The organism is Arthrobacter sp. TE12231, assembly GCF_054062895.1.
Genome location: NZ_JBSSFS010000001.1, coordinates 2,664,821 through 2,682,687 on the forward strand (window position 1 = coordinate 2,664,821; position 17,867 = coordinate 2,682,687).

Sequence of the window (17,867 nt, forward strand, 5' to 3'; positions counted from 1 at the left end):
GCTTTCGCCGGTCTGTCGAACAATGCCAAGGCAGTCTTCGTCAGGGAATTCTACCGACACGTCCCGAATGGTCCAGCCCCGGACCTCCCGTTAGAGCCGTAACAAGGATCGGACGTTGTGGCCGGTCAGGGCCGCGCGGCCGCCAAGATCGTCCAGTTCCATGACCACGCCGACGCCGGCCACGTGGATGCCGCAGCGCTCAAACAGCCGTGCCGCGGCGCCGAGCGTACCGCCGGTGGCGAGGACGTCGTCGAGGATCAGCACGCGGCTCCCGGGCGCCAGATCGGTCGTATGCAGCTCGAGGGTGGCGGTGCCGTATTCCAGGGCGTAGTCCTCGGAGACGACCTCGCGCGGCAGCTTGCCCGCCTTCCGGACGGTGATGACGCCGGTGCCGGTGGCATACGCGGCAGCAGCGGCAAGAAGGAAGCCGCGGGCTTCCACCCCGGCGACGGCGTCGAACTGGCCCCTGAACGACTCAACGAGGGCGTCGACCACCGCCTTCAGTGCCGCCCCGTCGGCGAACACCGGGGTCAGGTCCTTGAAGCTGATTCCGGGTTGGGGGTAGTCCGGGATGGTGGCGCAGAGGCTGTTGATCAGCTCGCCCACGGGCTTTGCTGGCTTGATCTGGTTCGGCTCGCTTGGATTCACCCATCCACCTTACTGGCTGGTAGCCATGCGCCGCCGGGCCTGCCCCGTGCCGGGCAACCTGGCGGTCACCGAATGTTCACCTCAGGGGTGCCGGATTCCACCGTTGCGTCCACTCCCGCGGTGATTGAATGCTCCAATGCGACACGAAATCGTCCTCTCCGGCCATGGCGTCCACGTGGTTCCGCTGGCCCCGGAGCATGCGGAAGGTCTCTTTGATTTTGTGGATTCCGGCATGTGGGCGGGCATGGCGGCGCCGATGCCCGGAACCAGCGGCGAGCTGGCGGCGCTGTTCCAGTCCCGGCTGGACGATCCTGCAACCATCCCGTTCGCTGTGACGGACGGGCGGACCGGCGCCCTCCTTGGCACGACGTCCCTGTGTGACTACGTCCCCGCCCAACAGCGCCTGGAAATCGGGGGAACGTTCTTCGGGCGTCAGTTCTGGGGCAGCCACATCAATCCCGCGAGCAAGCACATGCTCCTCGCCCACGCCTTTGAGGTACTGGAAGTCCACCGGGTGGCGTTCCGCTGCGATGCCCGCAACACCCGGAGCGCGACGGCGATCGAGCGGCTCGGCGCCCGCTTCGAGGGGATCCTGCGCGGCCACCGCGTAGCGCCCGGCGGGGGCCGCTCGGACACCGCCGTGTTCTCGATCCTCTCGCAGGAGTGGCCGCAGGTGCGCGAAGACCTCCGGCGCCGGCTTGCCCCGTTCGCTGTCGGAGCCGACTGCGCACTCCGCGCCTTCGCAGGCCCGTAGAACTCCCTACGCCCCAGGCCCTGCATCTGCACAGGAGGCGCCCCCGGCGTCGCCGCCCGGGTCCGGTGAGCGCAGGAGGTCCTGGGCGAGCCCAAAGGAGACGACGTCGAGCGCCTTTCTGAGCGCGTGCTCGGCATGGAACCGTCCGGCCGCCACAGTGCTCAGCCTGGCGTAGTCCTCCGCCCAGCCGGACCGGCGGAACCTGTCTGCGTCGCCATGCAGGAGCCGCCCGTAGAGCACGTCCTCGAAGAGGTCATGGGCATCATCCTGATCATCCGGGGCGAGTCCGGACATCAACTTCTGGCGGCCCCGGATCATCCCGTCGGTGAACAAGGTGGCCGCCTGGTCTGCGCCCTCGCTTATCCGGGCGTCCGCCGCGTAATTGCACAAACGCAGGGCCCGCACCACGAGTTTGAGCGACACGTGTTCATCCGGAACGATGAATTTGCGCAGCAAGACCGCACGGAAGAGCTCGATCCAGTGCGTGCGCTCCGCCGCTGCAGCGTCGACGGAATCGACGGGTTCCGCTGGCTCCGCCGGCTCGCTCGGGACCGGGCCGCCATCTGCGGAGAACAGCTCAACCATGCGGAAGTACTCGGTGGCCAGCTGCGCAAAGATCTGCAGGCGTTCGAGCTCGCTGCTTGGCTTTCCCCGTTTTCCCTCGCCCATAATGCTTCATCATGCCCCACCGCGGGTGCCCGGCATCAGGGGTCCCTCCGGCTACGCGTTCCTCGCGTTTGGCGCTTTGGCGGCCTTGTAGCGGGACACGGTGGGGTCGCCGCTGAGCCAGAACCGCCACGGGTAGTCGTGGCTGCCGCCGGCGCCGGAGACGCCGACGCGCGGACCCGAGCTGATGTCCGCGGCGGCCGCGCCCGGCGGCGTCGCGGGCAGCTCCAGCCGGAAGGGTGCAACGAGGGCGTCCCGCCCGCTGTCCGCCGTCGTCAGCCCCAGCGCGGTGGCAAGCCGGGCGGGCCCGCTTGCGAGGTCGTTGTCGGATTTCGACGTCGGGCGCCTGCTCCGGGCCAACTCGTGTCCGGCGACAACTTCGCCGGCCCGCAGCAGCAAGGCCGACGCCGTGCCGGCGGGTCCGCAGACGATGTTGGCGCAATGGTGCATCCCGTACGTGAAATACACGTAGAGGTGGCCGGCCGGCCCGAACATCGGCGCGTTGCGCGCCGTTTCGCCGCGGAAGGTGTGGGAGCCCGGGTCAGGGTGCAGTGAATCATGCGGGCCAAGGTAGGCCTCCACTTCGGTGATCCGTACCGAGACGGAACCGTCGCGCCCGTCATGCGTCAAGACGGCTCCCAGAATCAGCGGCGCCACGTGCCGGGCGTCCGCCGAGAGCAGCTCCCGGAGCAACCCGGCCGCAACGGGCGATGCGCCGGGTACCGCACCCGGCACTGTTCCCGCCCCGGACACGGCACCGGACCTGGCGGGAAGCGAGCTGGACGTCATGCTCCGACTTTAACAAACGCCCGCCGGACACTGAACCGCACGCCACGGCCGTGTCCGAATTCCGCTAGCAGGTGGTCGGCGGAGCTGGCAGGATGGGGTCATGGACTTCTGGCAGCGCTACCGGGCAATCGACGCCCGGGACACCCGATTCGACGGGCAGTTCTATACCGCTGTCCGGACCACCGGGATCTACTGCCGGCCCTCATGCCCGGCCCGGACCCCCAAAGCGGACAACGTCACGTTCTATGAAACCTCGGCCGCCGCGCACGAGGCCGGCTACCGGGCCTGCAAGCGCTGCCTGCCCGAGGCCGTGCCCGGCACGCCGGCCTGGAACGTGCGCTCGGACATCGCCGGCCGCGCCATGCGGCTCATCAACGACGGCGTGATCAACCGCGACGGCGTCGAGGGGCTGGCGGCCCGGCTGGGCTATTCCTCGCGCCAGCTCAACCGGATACTGAGCCATGAACTCGGCGCCGGCCCGCTGTCCCTCGCGCGGGCCAGCCGCGCCCAGACCGCGCGCACCCTGCTGGTCTCCACCGGAATGAAGGTCTCGGACATCGCCTTCGCCGCCGGATTCAGCAGCGTGCGCCAGTTCAACGAGACCATCGGCGAAGTCTTTGCCATGACGCCCTCCGCCCTCCGCGCCACGGCCCGGCATCACCGTGCCCCCGCTGCCACCACGGCGCTCACGCTCAACCTTCCGTACCGGGAACCGTTCAATCCCGGCGTGTTCGACTTCCTCGCCGTCCGTGCCATCCCCGGGATCGAGGAAGGCAGCTCCGGCTCCTATGCCCGGACCCTGCGGCTGGCCCACGGCGATGCCCGGTTCCGGGTGGAGTACGACGCCGGCGCGCCCGGCCGTCCGCTGGTGCTGACCATCGGCGCCGTCGACCTCCGGGACCTGGCCTCTCTGCTGAGCCGGGTCCGGCGTCTGCTGGACCTCGACGCCGATCCCGTCGCCATCGATGCCGCCCTCGCGGCCGATCCCCGCCTTGCCGCCGCCGTGGCACGCACGCCGGGCATGCGGATGCCCGGTGCCGTAGACCCGCAGGAACTCCTGATCCGGGCCATGATCGGCCAGCAGATCACCGTGGCTGCCGCGCGGACCGCCCTGGTCCAGCTCTCTGCGGCCGGAAGCGAGAGCCTGGTGCCCGCCGATGGTCTCCACCGGCTCTTCCCCACGGCCGCCCAGATCGCGGAAACAGGCTTCGAACTGCTCCGCGGGCCGCAACGCCGCATCGACTCGGTCCGGGCAGCGGCCGCGGCAATGGCCTCCGGGGACCTTGACTTCGGCTACGGCGATGACGTGCGCGGACTTGAGGACAAGCTCTTGCCGCTTGCCGGCGTCGGGCCGTGGACGGTGGGATACGTCGCGATGCGGGTCATCGGGGCCCCGGACGTGTTCCTGGCCAACGACGCCGCGGTCCGCAATGGCATCCGGTTCCTCACTCCGGCCGCAGACGGCACCACTCCTTCCCCCGATTTCCGTGAGGTGAGTCCGTGGCGCTCCTACGCCACGATGCACCTTTGGCGCGCGGCAGCTGCTGCCCAGGCCGCGGCGCGCACAGCATCTCGTACCCGGTCGCAGTGACCGCCGCAGACTCCGAAGAAAGCGAAACCATGAAAGCCCAGTTGTTGACCATGTCCACCCCGGACGGTCCTTTCACCATCATTGCCCGCGACGGCGCCGTGCTGTCATCCGGCTGGACCGCCGTTCCCGGGGAGCTGACCGGTCAGATCCACGCGGACCTGCTGCCGGCCGAATTCGAGACCGTTACCGGCCTTGGCGCCATCTCCGAGGCGGTGGAGGCGTTCTACTCCGGCGATCCGGAACCGGCCATGGGCGTGCCGGTGCTGCAGAAATCCGGTCCCTTCCGCAGCCACGCATGGGACGTGCTCCGCACCGTCGCACCGGGACGCCCTGTGACCTACACGGAGTATGCGGAGCTTTCCGGCAACGCCAAGGCCGTCCGCGCAGCGGCCAGTGCCTGCGCCTTCAATGCGGCGGCCCTGTTTGTTCCCTGCCACCGGGTCATCCGGACCGACGGGACCCTGGGTGGCTTCCGCTGGGGGCTGGCCGTCAAGGGCAGCCTGCTGGACCGGGAACGCGAACTGGCCCTGACGGCGTCGCGGCCGTAGGGCTGCGGGCCCCGGGAGCGCCGCCTGGCGAAAGGCGGGCCCCGCTCAGTTGTTGACGGGCACGCCCGCGGGCCAGGGCAGCAGCTCCGGAAGGTCCACGCCGTCGGCCGCTGCCGTGGCGCGCAGGCTCCCGAGGCTCGGGGTGCGGCCGGCCAGCCAGGCGGCGATATCGGTCAGCATGCCGCTGATGACGGTGGATTTTCCCCCCGCTGCCAATGGCCCGGTCGGGCAACCCGAGCGGCTGCAGCACGAAACGCTGGCCGTCCGGGACCCTGGCGGAGAGGAAGTCGAAGAGGTGCTCGCAGAAGGGCCGGCTCCAGGTTTCCGGTCCGCGCCCGGTGCCGAGGTCCGTGGCATGGATGACGAGTTCTCGCCACAGCGCCAGTCCGCCGTCAAGGGCCACTCCCCCGCGGTAGGCAATGGGCGCACGCCAGCCGGCCGCGTCGAGGGAATCGAAGGCGCGCAGAGCCCGTTCCAGCGACGAGGCGAGGTCGGCACGGTGCTCCGCGAGGCTGTGGCCGGCCGCCATTTCGATGGCACGGGTGCGCCCCTCGAAACCGCCGTCATAGAGCTCGATTTTCTCGCCGCGGGCGGCATGTTCGAGCTGTCGGGCCATCGCGTTGGCGATGCCGCAGATGTGCGCCAGCACGTGCCCGCGGGTCCAGCCCGGCAGCTCGGACGGCGCCTTGATGTCCTGTTCCGAGAGCGAAGCGGCAATACCCGTCACGGTGTCGGCGGCCCTGTGCAGTTCTTCCCGAAGCTTTTCTGGTGTGATTGCGGTCATGGCGCCCATCCTAACGGAGCCACCGGATTAGCAGCGATTAACTGAGCCGGGTCAGGTCAGCGGGTCGGGTAGCGGTGCCGGATGTGCCGGCGGTCGTGCCGTGCCTGCCAGAATTCGATCTCCCGCGGACGCACCGCGTAGAGCTGCCAGTTGGGGTTCTCAGTGCCGTCCGCCCCGGGCCGGGCGTGCCAGTCCGCGGCCGAGGCCGCGGCGGACAGCGCCACGACGTCCCCTGCCACCCGCACCTGGCGCCCCTGCGGCTGCCAGAAGAAGTTCAGCGCCGCGTGCGGGTTGGCCGTGAGTTCGTGTCCCTTCCGGGACTCCCGGGACGTGGCGAAGTGCCAGCCGTCGGCGTCGATGTCCTTCAGGATCAGCATGCGCGAGGACGGCCGGCCGTCGGCGTCGGCCGTGGCCAGGCTGCAGGCGTTGGGTTGCGGCACCCCGGCCTCGAGGGCTTCGGCGAGCCACTGCCGGAAGAGTTCGGCGGGATCTGCCGGGGCGGCGGCCGGATCAAACTCCGGGAGGACATCGGGGAAATCGGGCAGCGCACGCAGGTACTGGCGGAAGGATTCGCTCATGCACCCACCTTAAGCGCCGCGAGTTGGCACTTCACGGCAGTGTTTTCGAAAAACATTGCCGCGAAATGCCAACTCGGTGGTAGACGCCCGGGTGGCGAGAGTTGCTACCCCGCGTACTCCCGCACGCCGGCCAGCTCGTCTTCAAGGGCCAGCAGCTGGCGCTCGACGGCGGCCGGTGCCGTGCCGCCCTGGGAGTTGCGGCTGTTGAGCGAACCCTCCGTGGACAGGACCGTACGGACCTCCGGCGTCAGGTGCTCCGAGATGGCGGCGTATTCCTCGTCCGTCAGGTCCCAGAGCTCGACGCCGCGGCTTTCGGCCTGCTTCACGGCGGCACCGGAGAGCTCGTGCGCCTCGCGGAACGGAACACCCTGCCGGACCAGCCATTCGGCAATGTCCGTGGCCAGCGCGAAGCCCTGCGGCGCCAGCGCTTCCATCCGTTCGGTGTTGAACTTCAGGGTCGCGATCATGCCGGACACGGCCGGAAGCAGCACTTCCAGGGTGTCTGCGGCGTCGAAGACCGGCTCCTTGTCTTCCTGCAGGTCGCGGTTGTACGCGAGCGGCAGGCCCTTGAGCGTCGCCAGCAGGCCCGTCAGGTTGCCGATCAGCCGGCCGGCCTTACCGCGCGCGAGCTCGGCGACGTCCGGGTTCTTCTTCTGCGGCATGATCGAGGAGCCGGTGGAGTAGGAATCATGCAGGGTGACGAAGGAGAACTCCTTCGTGGCCCACAGGATCACTTCCTCCGAGACCCGGGACAAGTCCACCCCGATCATGGCCGTGATCCAGGCGAACTCGGCGAAGACATCGCGGGAGGCGGTGCCGTCGATCGAGTTGTGCGTGGCGGAGAAGAAGCCCAGTTCCGCGGCAACGGCTTCGGGGTCCAGGCCCAGCGAGGAGCCGGCGAGGGCGCCCGAGCCATAGGGCGAAACCCCGGCGCGCTTGTCCCAGTCGGCCAGCCGCTGCACATCGCGCAGCAGCGCCCAGGCGTGGGCCAGCAGGTGGTGGCTGAGCAGCACCGGCTGGGCATGCTGGAGGTGGGTGCGGCCGGGCATGGCCACACCACGGTGGGCCTTGGCCTGGTCCACGAGAGCATCGATCGTGGCGAGCACGCCGCGCGCGATGATCCGGGCGTGGTCCCGCAGGAACATCCGGCCCAGGGTGGCCACCTGGTCGTTGCGGGACCGGCCGGCGCGGAGCTTGCCGCCGAGCTGGGTCCCGGCGCGCTCGATCAGGCCGCGCTCCAGGGAACCATGCACGTCCTCATCGGACTCGGCCGGCGTATAGGCCCCCGAGGCGACGTCCTCATCCAGCCGCGTCAGGGCGGCCAGCATGCCCTCGAGCTCGGCGTCGTCCAGCAGCCCGGCCTTGTGCAGCACGCGGGCGTGCGCCTTGGACCCGGCGATGTCGTAGCGGGCCAGCCGCCAGTCAAAGTGCGTGGACTTGCTCAGCGCTGCGAGGGCGTCCGCGGGGCCGCCGGCGAACCGGCCGCCCCACAGCGCTCCCGTGTTGGTAGCTTCGGACTTGGTGGTTTCCTGCTCAGCCACAGGGGCTACTTTCCGGCGACGCGGATGTCGCGGCCGGAGGCAACCTTGGCGGACATGCCCCACAGCTCGATGAAGCCACGCGCCATCGACTGGTCGAAGGTGTCGCCGGTGTCGTAGGTGGCGAGGTCGAAGTCGTAGAGCGAGGTCTCGGAGCGGCGTCCGTTGACGATCGCCTGGCCACCGTGCAGGACCATGCGGATGTCGCCGGAGACGTAGCGCTGGGTGTCTTCGATGAAGGCGTCGAGCGAGCGCTTGAGCGGGGAGAACCACTGGCCGTCGTAGACCAACTCGGCCCAGCGCTGGCCGACTGTGGCCTTGAAGCGGGCCTGCTCGCGCTCGATCGTGATGTCCTCGAGGTGCTTGTGTGCGGTGATCAGCGCCATGGCACCGGGGGCCTCGTAGATTTCGCGGGACTTGATGCCCACCAGGCGGTCCTCGACGACGTCGATCCGGCCGACGCCCTGGGCACCGGCCCGGCGGTTGAGTTCCTTGATGGCCTGCAGCGGGGTGACCTTGACGCCGTCGATCGCAACCGGCACGCCGGCCTCGAAGGAGATGGTGACTTCATCCGGCGCCGGCGGGAATTCCGGGGTGGCGGTGTAGTCGTAGATGTCCTTGGTGGGGGCGTTCCAGATGTCCTCGAGGTAGCCGGTTTCGACGGCGCGGCCCCAGACGTTCTGGTCGATCGAGTACGGGTTCTTCTTGGTGGTCTCGATCGGCAGTCCCTTCTCCTCGGCGAAGGCGATGGCCTTGTCACGGGTCAGGGCGAGGTCGCGGACAGGGGCGATGCACTTCAGGTCCGGGCCGAGGGTCTGGATGCCGACCTCGAAGCGGACCTGGTCGTTGCCCTTGCCGGTGCAGCCGTGGGCCACGGTGGTGGCACCGAATTCACGGGCGGCCTTGACCAGGTGCTTGACGATCACCGGGCGGGAGATGGCGGAGACCAGCGGGTAGTGGCCCTGGTAGAGGGCGTTGGCCTTCAGCGTGGGGACGCAGTACTCGTTGGCGAACTCGTCGCTGGCGTCGGCCACGTAGGCCTCGACGGCGCCGCAGCCCAACGCGCGCTGGCGGATGGTTTCCAGGGATTCGCCGCCCTGTCCGACGTCGACGGCCACGGCGATGACCTCGGCGCCGGTGGCTTCACCGATCCAGCCGATGGCTACGGAAGTATCCAGGCCGCCGGAGTAGGCCAGAACAATACGCTCAGTCACTTGAAATGCTCCTTAGTTGTTTGGTTGATGCAGTTGTCTGGGAAGAATGTGGAAGAACTGTCGGGAAAACTACTGCGGAAATCGTGTCTGTTGAAAGCCTGTCACAGGCCCACCGCAGACCCAATCCTGCGTTTGCCGCGGCGCTATTGGCTGCCGGCTTCCTCGGCGAACTGCAGGAAGCGGGCTGCGACGTCGGCGCCGCCCAGGGGGTCCCGGGTGACGAGGAGGACGGTGTCGTCCCCCGCGATGGTGCCCAGGATCGAGGGCATCACGGAGTGGTCGATCGCGAGGGCCAGGAAGTTCGCGGCCCCCGGCGGGGTCCTGAGCACCACGAGGTTGGCCGAGGCCTCGGCGGTCACGAGCAGTTCCCCGCACAGCCGGCTCAGCCGGGCGTCGAGGATTTCCTGGGTGACACCGCTTTTGGCGGCCCGTTCGCCGCCCTCCCCCGGGACGGCGTAGACCAGCACGCCGTCCTTGCCGCGGACCCGGACCGCGCCGAGTTCCACGAGGTCGCGGGAGAGCGTGGCCTGGGTGACCTGGACGCCGTCGTCCGCGAGCAGCGCCGCGAGCTCGGCCTGCGACCGGACCGATTCGCCCGTGAGGATCGCCGTGATCCGAGCCTGCCGGGCCGTTTTGGTGGCCGGGCTGGCCCCCGGAGAGGCTGGCTGGACGGACATCAGGCCGGGCCCACCGGCGCCAGCCCATCGACCGGCGCGAGCCCGTCAACAACCGCCAGGCCTGAGCGGTGCATGAGCCATGCCATGAGTGCCTTCTGGGCGTGGAGGCGGTTTTCGGCCTCGTCCCAGACCACCGACTGCGGGCCGTCAATGACGTCCGCGGCGATCTCGTAGCCCCGGTAGGCCGGCAGGCAGTGGAGCACGACGGCGTCCGGCGCCGCGAGCTTCATGGCCTCGGCGTCCACGGAATAGTTGCGGAACAGCTTCATCCGCGCTTCCTTTTCCGCTTCCTGGCCCATGGACACCCACGTGTCGGTGGCGACGACGTCGGCGCCGAGGAGGGCCTCGGCGGGGTCGATCGTCACTAGCACCGAGCCGCCGGTCTCGGCGGCGCGGTCCTCGGCGGCGGCGATGATCTCCGGGGACGGCAGGTACCCGTCCGGGCCCGCGATGCGGACGTTCATGCCCGCCGTGACGCCGGCCAGCAGGTAGGAGTTGGCCATGTTGTTGGCGGAGTCGCCCAGGTACGCCATGGTCAGGCCGTTGAGTTCGCCCTTGTGTTCCTTGATGGTCAGGAGGTCGGCGAGCAGCTGGCACGGGTGGTAGTCATCGCATAGGGCGTTGATGACCGGAACGCGCGAGTTTTCGGCCATGGCGACGAGGCCGGCGTGCGCGCCGGTGCGCCACACGATGGTGGAGACCATGCGTTCGAGCACCTTGGCGGTGTCCTCGACCGATTCCTTGTGGCCGATCTGTGCCTCGCCCGGGTTGATGATGAGCGGGTTGCCGCCCATGTCCGCGATGCCGGTGGCGAAGGAGACCCGGGTCCGGGTGGAGGTCTTGTCGAAGATGACAGCCACGGTCTTGCGGCCGCTGGCCGCCGCGGCGAAGGGCTGGACGCTGTACGGCGCGGCCTTCATCCGGGCGGCGAGCTCGAGGACCTCGGCTTGTTCGGCCGGGCTGAGGTCCGTGTCCTTGAGGAAGTGGCGGACGGGTCTTGTCGAAATTTCAGTTGCGGTCACTGGGCGTCCTTTGCGGTCTGGAGGAGGGCGGGCAGCGCCGCGAGGAAGCGGTCGGCCTGATCGGTGGTCAGGATCAGCGGCGGTGCCAGCCGGATGGTGCGCGGGCCCGGGCTGTTGACGATGAACCCGGCGTCGAGCCCGGCGGCAACGACGCCGGGCGCGACGTCGGCGTCGAGGTCGAAGCCGATCAGCAGCCCCTCCCCGCGGACCTCGGTCACGCCGTCGATCCCGGCCAGGCCCGCGCGCAGGTGCTCCCCCACGGCCCGGACGTGGGCCAGGACGTCCTGGCTTTCGAGGACGTGCAGGGTGGCGAGGGCGGCCGCGGTGGCCACCGGGTTGCCGCCGAACGTGGTCCCGTGCTGGCCGGCGGTCAGCAGCGCGGAGTTTTCCGGGCCGAAGGTCACGAGGGCGCCGATCGGGAAGCCTCCGCCCAGCCCCTTGGCGAGGGTCACGGCGTCGGGCACGATCCCGGCGTCCTCGCTGGCCAGCCACTTGCCGGTCCGGCCGATGCCGGTCTGGACCTCGTCGAGGATCAGCAGCGCGCCCGCGGCGGTTGTGGCCTCGCGGGCAGCCTTGAGGTAGCCGGCGGGCAGCGGCCGGACGCCGGCCTCGCCCTGGATCGGTTCCAGGAAGACCGCGGCGGTGGTGTTGTCCACCGCGGCGCGAAGGGCCTCGATGTCACCGAACGGAACGTGCACGACGCCGCCGGGCAGCGGCGCGAAGGGCGCCCGGTATGCCTCCTTGGCGGTCAGCGCGAGGGCGCCCATTGTGCGGCCGTGAAAGGCGCCCTCGAGCGCGATGATCTTGGTGCGCGGCTTCGCTGGGCTCTCCGCGGCTGCGGCGTGGCTGGCGCCGGTGTTCCGGCGCGCCAGCTTGAACGCCGCCTCGACGGCCTCGGTGCCGGAGTTGGCGAAGAACACCTTCGAGCCGGCCGGCGCCTTGGACAGTTCCAGCAGTTTTTCGGCCAGGGCGATCTGGGTGGGGCTCGTGAAGAAGTTGGAGACGTGGCCCAGGGTGGCGAGCTGGCTGGAGATCACCGAGGTGACGAACGGGTGGGCGTGGCCCAGCGCGTTCACCGCGATTCCGCCGAGCAGGTCGAGGTACTCCTTGCCGTCGGCGTCCCACACGAGGCAGCCGGCGCCGCGGACCAGAACCCGTTGCGGGGTGCCGAAGACGCCCAACAGGGAGGAGGAGTAGCGGGAGAGCCACTGCGCGCCAGTGGCGTGCGAGTGGACCAGCTCCCCTACCGGAGAGTGTTCGAGATCCGTGGAAGGTGCTGTTTCGATCTGGTTCATTTGCTTTCCTCGTCCGGGACCACCTGGGTGCCGATACCCGCGGTCGTAAAGGTTTCCAGCAGCATCGAGTGCGGCAGCCGGCCGTCCACGATGTGGGCGCGCTCGACGCCGTCGTCAATTGCTTTCAAGCAGGCCGCCATCTTCGGGATCATGCCGGACTCAAGGCGCGGCAGCAGCTCGCGGAGCTCCGAAGCCGTCAGCGACGAGATGAGCGAGGACCGGTCCGGCCAGTTGGCGTAGAGGCCTTCGACATCGGTCAGGATGACCAGCTTGGATGCACCCAGCGCCGACGCGACCGCGGCCGCCGCCGTGTCCGCGTTGACGTTGAGTACCTGCCCGGTGGTGGACCCGTCGTCGTGGATTTCCGGGGCGACGGTGGAGATCACGGGAATCCGCCCGGCGGCCACGATGTCCAGGATGCCTTCCGGGTTGACCCCGACGACCTCGCCCACCAGGCCCAGGTCCACCTCTTCGCCGTCCACCACGGTGCCGGTACGGACGGCGCGGAGCAGGCCACCGTCCTCACCCGACATGCCGACGGCGTACGGGCCGTGGGAGTTGATCAGGCCCACGAGTTCGCGTCCCACCTGGCCGGTGAGGACCATCCGGACCACGTCCATGGCCTCGGGGGTGGTGACGCGCAGGCCGCCCTTGAACTCGGATTCGATCCCGAGCCGGCTGAGCATGGTGTTGATCTGCGGGCCGCCGCCGTGCACCACCACGGGGTGGATGCCGACGTGGTGCAGGAAGACGACGTCTTCCGCGAAGGCGCGGCGGAGCTCGTCGTTGACCATGGCGTTGCCGCCGTACTTGATCACCATGGTGGTGCCGGCAAAGCGCTGGATCCAGGGCAGCGCCTCGATCAGCGTGGCTGCTTTGTCGCGGGCCTCGGACATGGAGGTGGTCTCGCGTGTCTGGGTGTTCATGCTGTTCGTCCCTTCCCGGAAGGGCCTAGCTTGAGTAGGCGCTGTTCTCGTGGACGTAGTCGTGGGTGAGGTCGTTGGTGAGGATCGTGGCCTCGGCCTCGCCGGCCTGCAGGTCGATCTCGACGAGGACCTCGCGCGGCTCCAGGTCCACGAGGTTCCGGTCGTCGCCGATGCTGCCGTTGCGGCAGATCTGGACGCCGTTCATGGTCACATTGAGCTGGTCCGGCTCGAACGCCGCGTCGGTGGTGCCGACGGCGGACAGCACGCGGCCCCAGTTGGGGTCCTTGCCGAAAATCGCGGTCTTGAACAGGTTGGAGCGGGCGACGGCGCGGCTGACGGTCTCGGCGTCCCGCTCGCTCGCAGCGTTGAACGTCCGGATCGCAATATCGTGGCTGGCGCCCTCGGCGTCGCCGATCAGTTTGCGTGCCAGCTCGGCGCAGACCTCGGTCAGTCCTGCGCCGAACGCGACGGCGGACGGCACGGCACCGGAGGCACCGGAGGCCAGGAGCACCACGGTGTCGTTGGTGGACATGCAGCCGTCGGAGTCCGCCCGGTCGAAGGTGACCCGGGTGGCGTCGCGGAGGACGACGTCGAGCATTTCCGGCTGGACGTCGGCGTCCGTGGTGAGGACCACCAGCATGGTGGCGAGGCCCGGGGCCAGCATGCCGGCGCCCTTGGCCATGCCGCCGATGGTGAACTCGTTGCCTTCGGCGTCCGTGCCGGTGAAGACGGCCTGCTTGGACACCGAGTCGGTGGTCATGATTGCGGTGGCCGCTGCTGCCCCGCCGTCGTCGGCCAGGCCGGCGGTGGCGGAACCGATCCCGGCCAGGATCTTGTCCATGGGCAGCTGCTCGCCGATCAGTCCGGTGGAGCAGACCACGACGTCGGTGGCCGAGACGCCCAGCGCCTCGGCGGTCTTCTCGGCCGTGGTGTGCGTGTTCTGGAAGCCCTGGGGCCCGGTGCAGGCGTTGGCTCCCCCGGAGTTGAGGATGACGGCGTCGACGCGGCCGTCCTTGACCACTTCGCGGGACCAGTGCACGGGTGCCGCGGCGACGCGGTTGGACGTGAAGACTGCCGCGGCGGCCTTGGACGGGCCGTCGTTGACCACGAGGGCCAGGTCCGGTTTGCCGGAGGTCTTGAGGCCGGCGGTGACGCCGGCGGCGCGGAATCCCTGCGGTGCGGTGATGCTCACGGTGCGACTCCCTGGAGGTTGAGGCCGGCGTCTTCCGCCAGGCCGAGGGCAATATTCATGGACTGCACGGCCCCGCCGGCGGTTCCCTTGGTGAGGTTGTCGATGGCGCAGCACACGATCACGCGGCCGGTGTGCGCATCGAACGCAAGCTGCATGGCCGTGTGGTTGGATCCCAGGACCGATTTGGTGGAGGGCCACTGGCCTTCGGGGAGCAGGTGCACGAACGGTTCGTCGTCGTAGGCCTCGCTCCAGGCGCGGCGCAACTCCTCGGCGGTGACGCCCGAACGCACCTTCGCAGTCGCCGTCGTGAGGATGCCGCGGCTCATCGGAGCGAGCGTGGGCGTGAAGGACACGGTGACCGGGGCGTTCAGGGCTTTGGACAGTCCCTGCTCGATCTCCGGGGTGTGCCGGTGTCCGCCGCCCACACCGTAGGGGCTCATGGAGCCCATGACCTCGGCGCCGATCAGATTCACCTTGGCGGCCTTGCCGGCCCCGGACGTGCCGGAAGCGGAGACGATCACGACGTCGTCGCCTTCCAGGAGGTGGCTGCTGAAGCCGGGCGTGAGGGCCAGCAGGGCCGACGTCGGGTAGCAGCCCGGGACGGCGATCCGGGTGGCGCCGCGCAGGGCGTCGCGCTGGCCGGGCAGCTCGGGGAGTCCGTAGGGCCAGGTGCCGGCGTGCGCGGAGCCGTAGAACTTCTCCCAGGCGTGCGGGTCCTCGAGGCGGTGGTCCGCGCCGGCGTCGATCACCACGGTTCCGGCCGGAAGCCGGGCCGCGATCTCCGCGGACGCCCCGTGCGGAAGTGCCAGGAACACGACGTCGTGCCCGGCCAGGTTGTCCACCGTGGTGTCTTCAAGGATCCGGTCTGCCAGGCCATGGAGATGCGGCTGCAATTCCCCTAGTCTGGAACCGGCGTTGCTGTGGGCCGTGATGGCGCCGATGGTGACGTCGGGATGACCGGCAAGGATCCGCAGGACCTCGCCGCCGGCATAACCGCTCGCCCCGGAAACGGCAACAGAAATAGTCATAAGCACGACTATACAGCAAGAGTATGCATAGGTGCCGATATTTATGCATCGATGCTTCCGTGTCCGGATGAACCCCGGAATGCGTACGGCTACGGCCCCCTAGCCTGTCCTCCGAGCACGGCTCCGGAAGAAGCGTGCCGGCGTCAGGCGAGTTCCGCCGGCAGAGGATGACGGTGTGGATCGGCGGTCCGTGTAGACACCGGGGCGTATGCTGGGTAAAGGGTAATACAGACCGTGCAGCTGCGAATGTCAGTTGGCGCGTTGCCCGTAACAGTTACGAGGCAAGCGCTCCATGACCCTCACCACCGCAACGACGGAGCGACCGAAATCGCGCGTCCGGCAGCCCAATGCCGTCGTCCTCAGCTACTCGGAACTCCTGAAAACCGTCAAGGCGGCGGGCCTGCTCGAACGCCGCGTCGGTTTCTACATCACGGTGTTTTCCGTCCTGGCCCTCCTGATGGCCGCCACCTGGTTCGGCTTCGCCTTGATCGGTGACAGCTGGTTCCAGCTCCTCATCGCCGCGGCCCTGGGCATCCTCTGCACCCAGCTGAGCTTCCTGGCCCACGAGGCCGGGCATCGGCAGATCTTCGCCTCCCGCCGCGCCAACGACTGGGCCGCACGGCTCCTTGCCACCTCGGTCGCCGGGATCAGCTACTCCTGGTGGGAGCAGAAGCACGGCGCGCACCACAACCACCCGAACGTCATTTCCAAGGACCCGGACATCGCTACGGGGGCGATCGCCTTCTTCCCGGAAGCCGCGGCCACCCGGCAGGGACGGTTCTCGTTCCTCACCCGCAAACAGGGCTGGTTCTTCTTCCCGCTCCTGTTCCTTGTGGGCCTGGGCCTGCAGATCGATTCGATCAAGTTCATCTTCCAGCGCGCCAAGGTCACGCACCGCTGGGTTGAAATCCCGATCCTCGTGGTCCGCCTCAGCCTGCTGCCGGTTCTCGCCTTCACTTTCCTGCCGTGGGGCATGGCACTCGCGTTCATCGCGGTCCAGCTCGCCGTCTTCGGTTTTTACATGGGCGCCTCCTTCGCCCCGAACCACAAGGGCATGCCGGTCCTGCCTGCCGACAGCCGCGTGGACTTCTTCAGCCGCCAGGTCCTGACCTCCCGGAACATCTCGGGCGGCCGCTTCATGGACATCCTGCTCGGCGGCCTCAACCGCCAGGCCGAGCACCACCTGTTCCCGGACATGGCCCGCCCGCAGCTGGACAAGGCCGCCGTGATCGTCCGCGAGTTCTGCGCGAAGCACCAAGTTCCTTACACGGAAACCACGCTCCGGCAGTCCTACGGCATCATTGTCCGTTACCTCAACGACGTCGGCCTCTCCGCCGGACGCCACTTCGAGTGCCCGATGGCGACCGTCACCCGCCGCTACTAGCCGGGCGCAACGCCTCTGCCGCCGCCCGGGCGCAGGCTCCGCCGGCGGACCGGGCAGGTGTGGGACCATCATGCGCTGGTCTGTTCATGGCCGCACCACGTGACGGCTAGTTACGGACGGCCCCTTCATGGTTGTCGCCGGTGTCCCTAGGATGGTCCATGGGACCGGGACATAAAATTCCCGCCCGGAAAAGGAGCCATATGATGCACGCTATCGTCGCCCGCCGGGCAGGGGGCCCCGAGGTCCTGGAACTCGACGAAACAGCCCGTCCCGTTCCCGGACCGGGCCAGCTTCTGATCAAAGTCGCCGCCGCGGGCGTGAACTTCATCGACACCTACAAGCGCAGCGGCGTCTACAAGGTCGCCTACCCCTTCACACCCGGCTCCGAAGCCTCGGGGACCGTGGAGGAAGTCGGCGACGGCGTCACCGGGTTCGCTCCCGGCGACCGGGTGGCGACGGCGGAAGGCATCAACTGCTACGCCGGCTATGCCCTCGTCGACGGGGACAAGGCCCTCCCGGTTCCGGACGGTCTGGACGATTTCACCGCCGCGGCCCTGCCGCTACAGGGCGTCACAGCCCATTACCTGATCAATTCCACCTTCAAGGTCGAGCCTGACCACACGGTGCTGGTCCACGCCGGCGCCGGTGGTGTCGGGCTCCTCATGATCCAACTGCTCAAGGCCAAGGGCGCCCACGTCATCACCACCGTCTCCACGGACGCGAAACAACAGCTGGCCCGGAACGCCGGGGCAGACCACGTGCTGCGCTACGACGGATTCGCGGAGCACGTCCGCGACCTGACCAGCGGCAACGGCGCGGACGTGGTGTACGACGGCGTCGGAAAAGACACCTTCGACGGGTCCCTGGCGTCGCTGCGCATCCGGGGCATGCTGGTCCTCTTCGGCGGAGCCTCCGGCCCGGTCCCGCCGTTCGACCCGCAGCGGCTCAATGCCGGCGGCTCGCTGTACCTCACGCGGCCCACCATGGGCCACTACCTTCGCGACGCCCGGGAACGCCGCTGGCGCTCGGACGAAGTCTTTGCCGCCGCTGCCGCGGGCAGCCTCAAGGTCAGGATCGGCGCGCGCTACTCCCTCGCCGAAGCAGCACAGGCCCATGATGACCTCGAACAGCGCCGCACCACGGGCAAAGTCATCCTGGTCCCCTAAAGCCGCGCGGGCGCCTAGACCACGCGGCAACACCATCCGTTCATCTCTTGCAGGGACAATGCGCCAG

General features: G+C 68.9%; 17 protein-coding genes and 1 pseudogene. 5 read left to right on the forward strand and 13 right to left on the reverse strand.

All coding sequences use genetic code 11. The annotated features are described in order from the left end of the window. Positions 1–90 precede the first annotated feature (90 nt). Complete coding sequence (locus tag ACVWYS_RS12010) at positions 91–648, reverse strand: adenine phosphoribosyltransferase (protein ID WP_456509805.1); 558 nt, start codon at positions 646–648, stop codon at positions 91–93. Between the two features lie 136 nt (positions 649–784). Between ACVWYS_RS12010 and ACVWYS_RS12015 the strand changes: the two genes are divergently transcribed. Beyond that, positions 785–1,402 carry a GNAT family N-acetyltransferase gene (locus ACVWYS_RS12015; RefSeq protein WP_456509806.1) on the forward strand — a complete coding sequence of 206 codons (618 nt, stop codon included), beginning with the start codon at positions 785–787 and terminating at the stop codon, positions 1,400–1,402. Positions 1,403–1,408: 6 nt separating this feature from the next. Here the strand turns inward: ACVWYS_RS12015 and ACVWYS_RS12020 are convergent, their stop codons facing one another. Both ACVWYS_RS12020 and ACVWYS_RS12025 read right to left on the reverse strand, forming a co-directional pair. Further along, the gene (locus ACVWYS_RS12020; RefSeq protein ID WP_456509807.1) at positions 1,409–2,071 is read right to left on the reverse strand and encodes a hypothetical protein; all 663 of its coding nucleotides are present in this window, start codon (positions 2,069–2,071) and stop codon (positions 1,409–1,411) included. Positions 2,072–2,122: 51 nt separating this feature from the next. Then, a complete protein-coding gene (locus ACVWYS_RS12025; protein ID WP_456509808.1) occupies positions 2,123–2,857 on the reverse strand; it encodes a DNA-3-methyladenine glycosylase in 735 nt (244 codons plus the stop codon). 100 nt (positions 2,858–2,957) lie between these two features. Here ACVWYS_RS12025 and ACVWYS_RS12030 point away from each other — a divergent pair, with 100 nt between their 5' ends. After that, positions 2,958–4,448 (forward strand): AlkA N-terminal domain-containing protein, encoded by a 1,491-nt coding sequence (locus ACVWYS_RS12030; protein WP_456509809.1) that lies wholly within the window; start codon positions 2,958–2,960, stop codon positions 4,446–4,448. A 29-nt stretch (positions 4,449–4,477) separates the two neighbouring features. After that, a complete protein-coding gene (locus tag ACVWYS_RS12035) occupies positions 4,478–4,996 on the forward strand; it encodes a methylated-DNA--[protein]-cysteine S-methyltransferase (RefSeq protein ID WP_116767758.1) in 519 nt (172 codons plus the stop codon). Positions 4,997–5,041: 45 nt separating this feature from the next. Here ACVWYS_RS12035 and ACVWYS_RS12040 read toward each other — a convergent pair. The 10 genes and pseudogenes from ACVWYS_RS12040 to argC all read right to left on the reverse strand — a co-directional run bounded on the left by ACVWYS_RS12040 (position 5,042) and on the right by argC (position 15,250). Beyond that, positions 5,042–5,780, reverse strand: a pseudogene (locus ACVWYS_RS12040) (maleylpyruvate isomerase family mycothiol-dependent enzyme). 56 nt (positions 5,781–5,836) lie between these two features. Then, positions 5,837–6,358, reverse strand: a complete 522-nt coding sequence (locus ACVWYS_RS12045) for a pyridoxine/pyridoxamine 5'-phosphate oxidase (protein WP_344362363.1) — start codon at positions 6,356–6,358, stop codon at positions 5,837–5,839. Positions 6,359–6,462: 104 nt separating this feature from the next. Then, positions 6,463–7,899, reverse strand: a complete 1,437-nt coding sequence (argH, locus tag ACVWYS_RS12050; RefSeq protein WP_344362366.1) for an argininosuccinate lyase — start codon at positions 7,897–7,899, stop codon at positions 6,463–6,465. Positions 7,900–7,904: 5 nt separating this feature from the next. Further along, positions 7,905–9,110, reverse strand: a complete 1,206-nt coding sequence (locus ACVWYS_RS12055; protein WP_091249950.1) for an argininosuccinate synthase — start codon at positions 9,108–9,110, stop codon at positions 7,905–7,907. Between the two features lie 143 nt (positions 9,111–9,253). Further along, on the reverse strand, positions 9,254–9,787 hold the full coding sequence (locus ACVWYS_RS12060; protein WP_091249947.1) for an arginine repressor: 534 nt from the start codon (positions 9,785–9,787) through the stop codon (positions 9,254–9,256). After that, on the reverse strand, positions 9,787–10,809 hold the full coding sequence (gene argF / locus ACVWYS_RS12065) for an ornithine carbamoyltransferase (RefSeq protein ID WP_456509810.1): 1,023 nt from the start codon (positions 10,807–10,809) through the stop codon (positions 9,787–9,789). The genes ACVWYS_RS12060 and argF overlap by 1 nt, the downstream gene beginning before the upstream one ends. Further along, positions 10,806–12,104, reverse strand: coding sequence for an acetylornithine transaminase (locus ACVWYS_RS12070; RefSeq protein WP_456509811.1), 1,299 nt, complete (start codon positions 12,102–12,104; stop codon positions 10,806–10,808). Before ACVWYS_RS12070 ends, argF begins: the two co-directional genes overlap by 4 nt. Then, complete coding sequence (gene argB, locus ACVWYS_RS12075; RefSeq protein WP_344362376.1) at positions 12,101–13,030, reverse strand: acetylglutamate kinase; 930 nt, start codon at positions 13,028–13,030, stop codon at positions 12,101–12,103. The genes ACVWYS_RS12070 and argB overlap by 4 nt, the downstream gene beginning before the upstream one ends. Positions 13,031–13,055: 25 nt before the next feature. Continuing rightward, positions 13,056–14,222 (reverse strand): bifunctional glutamate N-acetyltransferase/amino-acid acetyltransferase ArgJ, encoded by a 1,167-nt coding sequence (argJ, locus tag ACVWYS_RS12080; RefSeq protein WP_456509812.1) that lies wholly within the window; start codon positions 14,220–14,222, stop codon positions 13,056–13,058. After that, on the reverse strand, positions 14,219–15,250 hold the full coding sequence (argC, locus tag ACVWYS_RS12085) for an N-acetyl-gamma-glutamyl-phosphate reductase (RefSeq protein WP_456509813.1): 1,032 nt from the start codon (positions 15,248–15,250) through the stop codon (positions 14,219–14,221). The genes argJ and argC overlap by 4 nt, the downstream gene beginning before the upstream one ends. 292 nt (positions 15,251–15,542) lie before the next feature. Here argC and ACVWYS_RS12090 point away from each other — a divergent pair, with 292 nt between their 5' ends. Both ACVWYS_RS12090 and ACVWYS_RS12095 read left to right on the forward strand, forming a co-directional pair. Then, positions 15,543–16,634 (forward strand): fatty acid desaturase family protein, encoded by a 1,092-nt coding sequence (locus ACVWYS_RS12090; RefSeq protein WP_456509814.1) that lies wholly within the window; start codon positions 15,543–15,545, stop codon positions 16,632–16,634. Positions 16,635–16,834: 200 nt separating this feature from the next. Further along, positions 16,835–17,800, forward strand: a complete 966-nt coding sequence (locus ACVWYS_RS12095; RefSeq protein WP_456509815.1) for a quinone oxidoreductase family protein — start codon at positions 16,835–16,837, stop codon at positions 17,798–17,800. Positions 17,801–17,867: the final 67 nt, after the last annotated feature.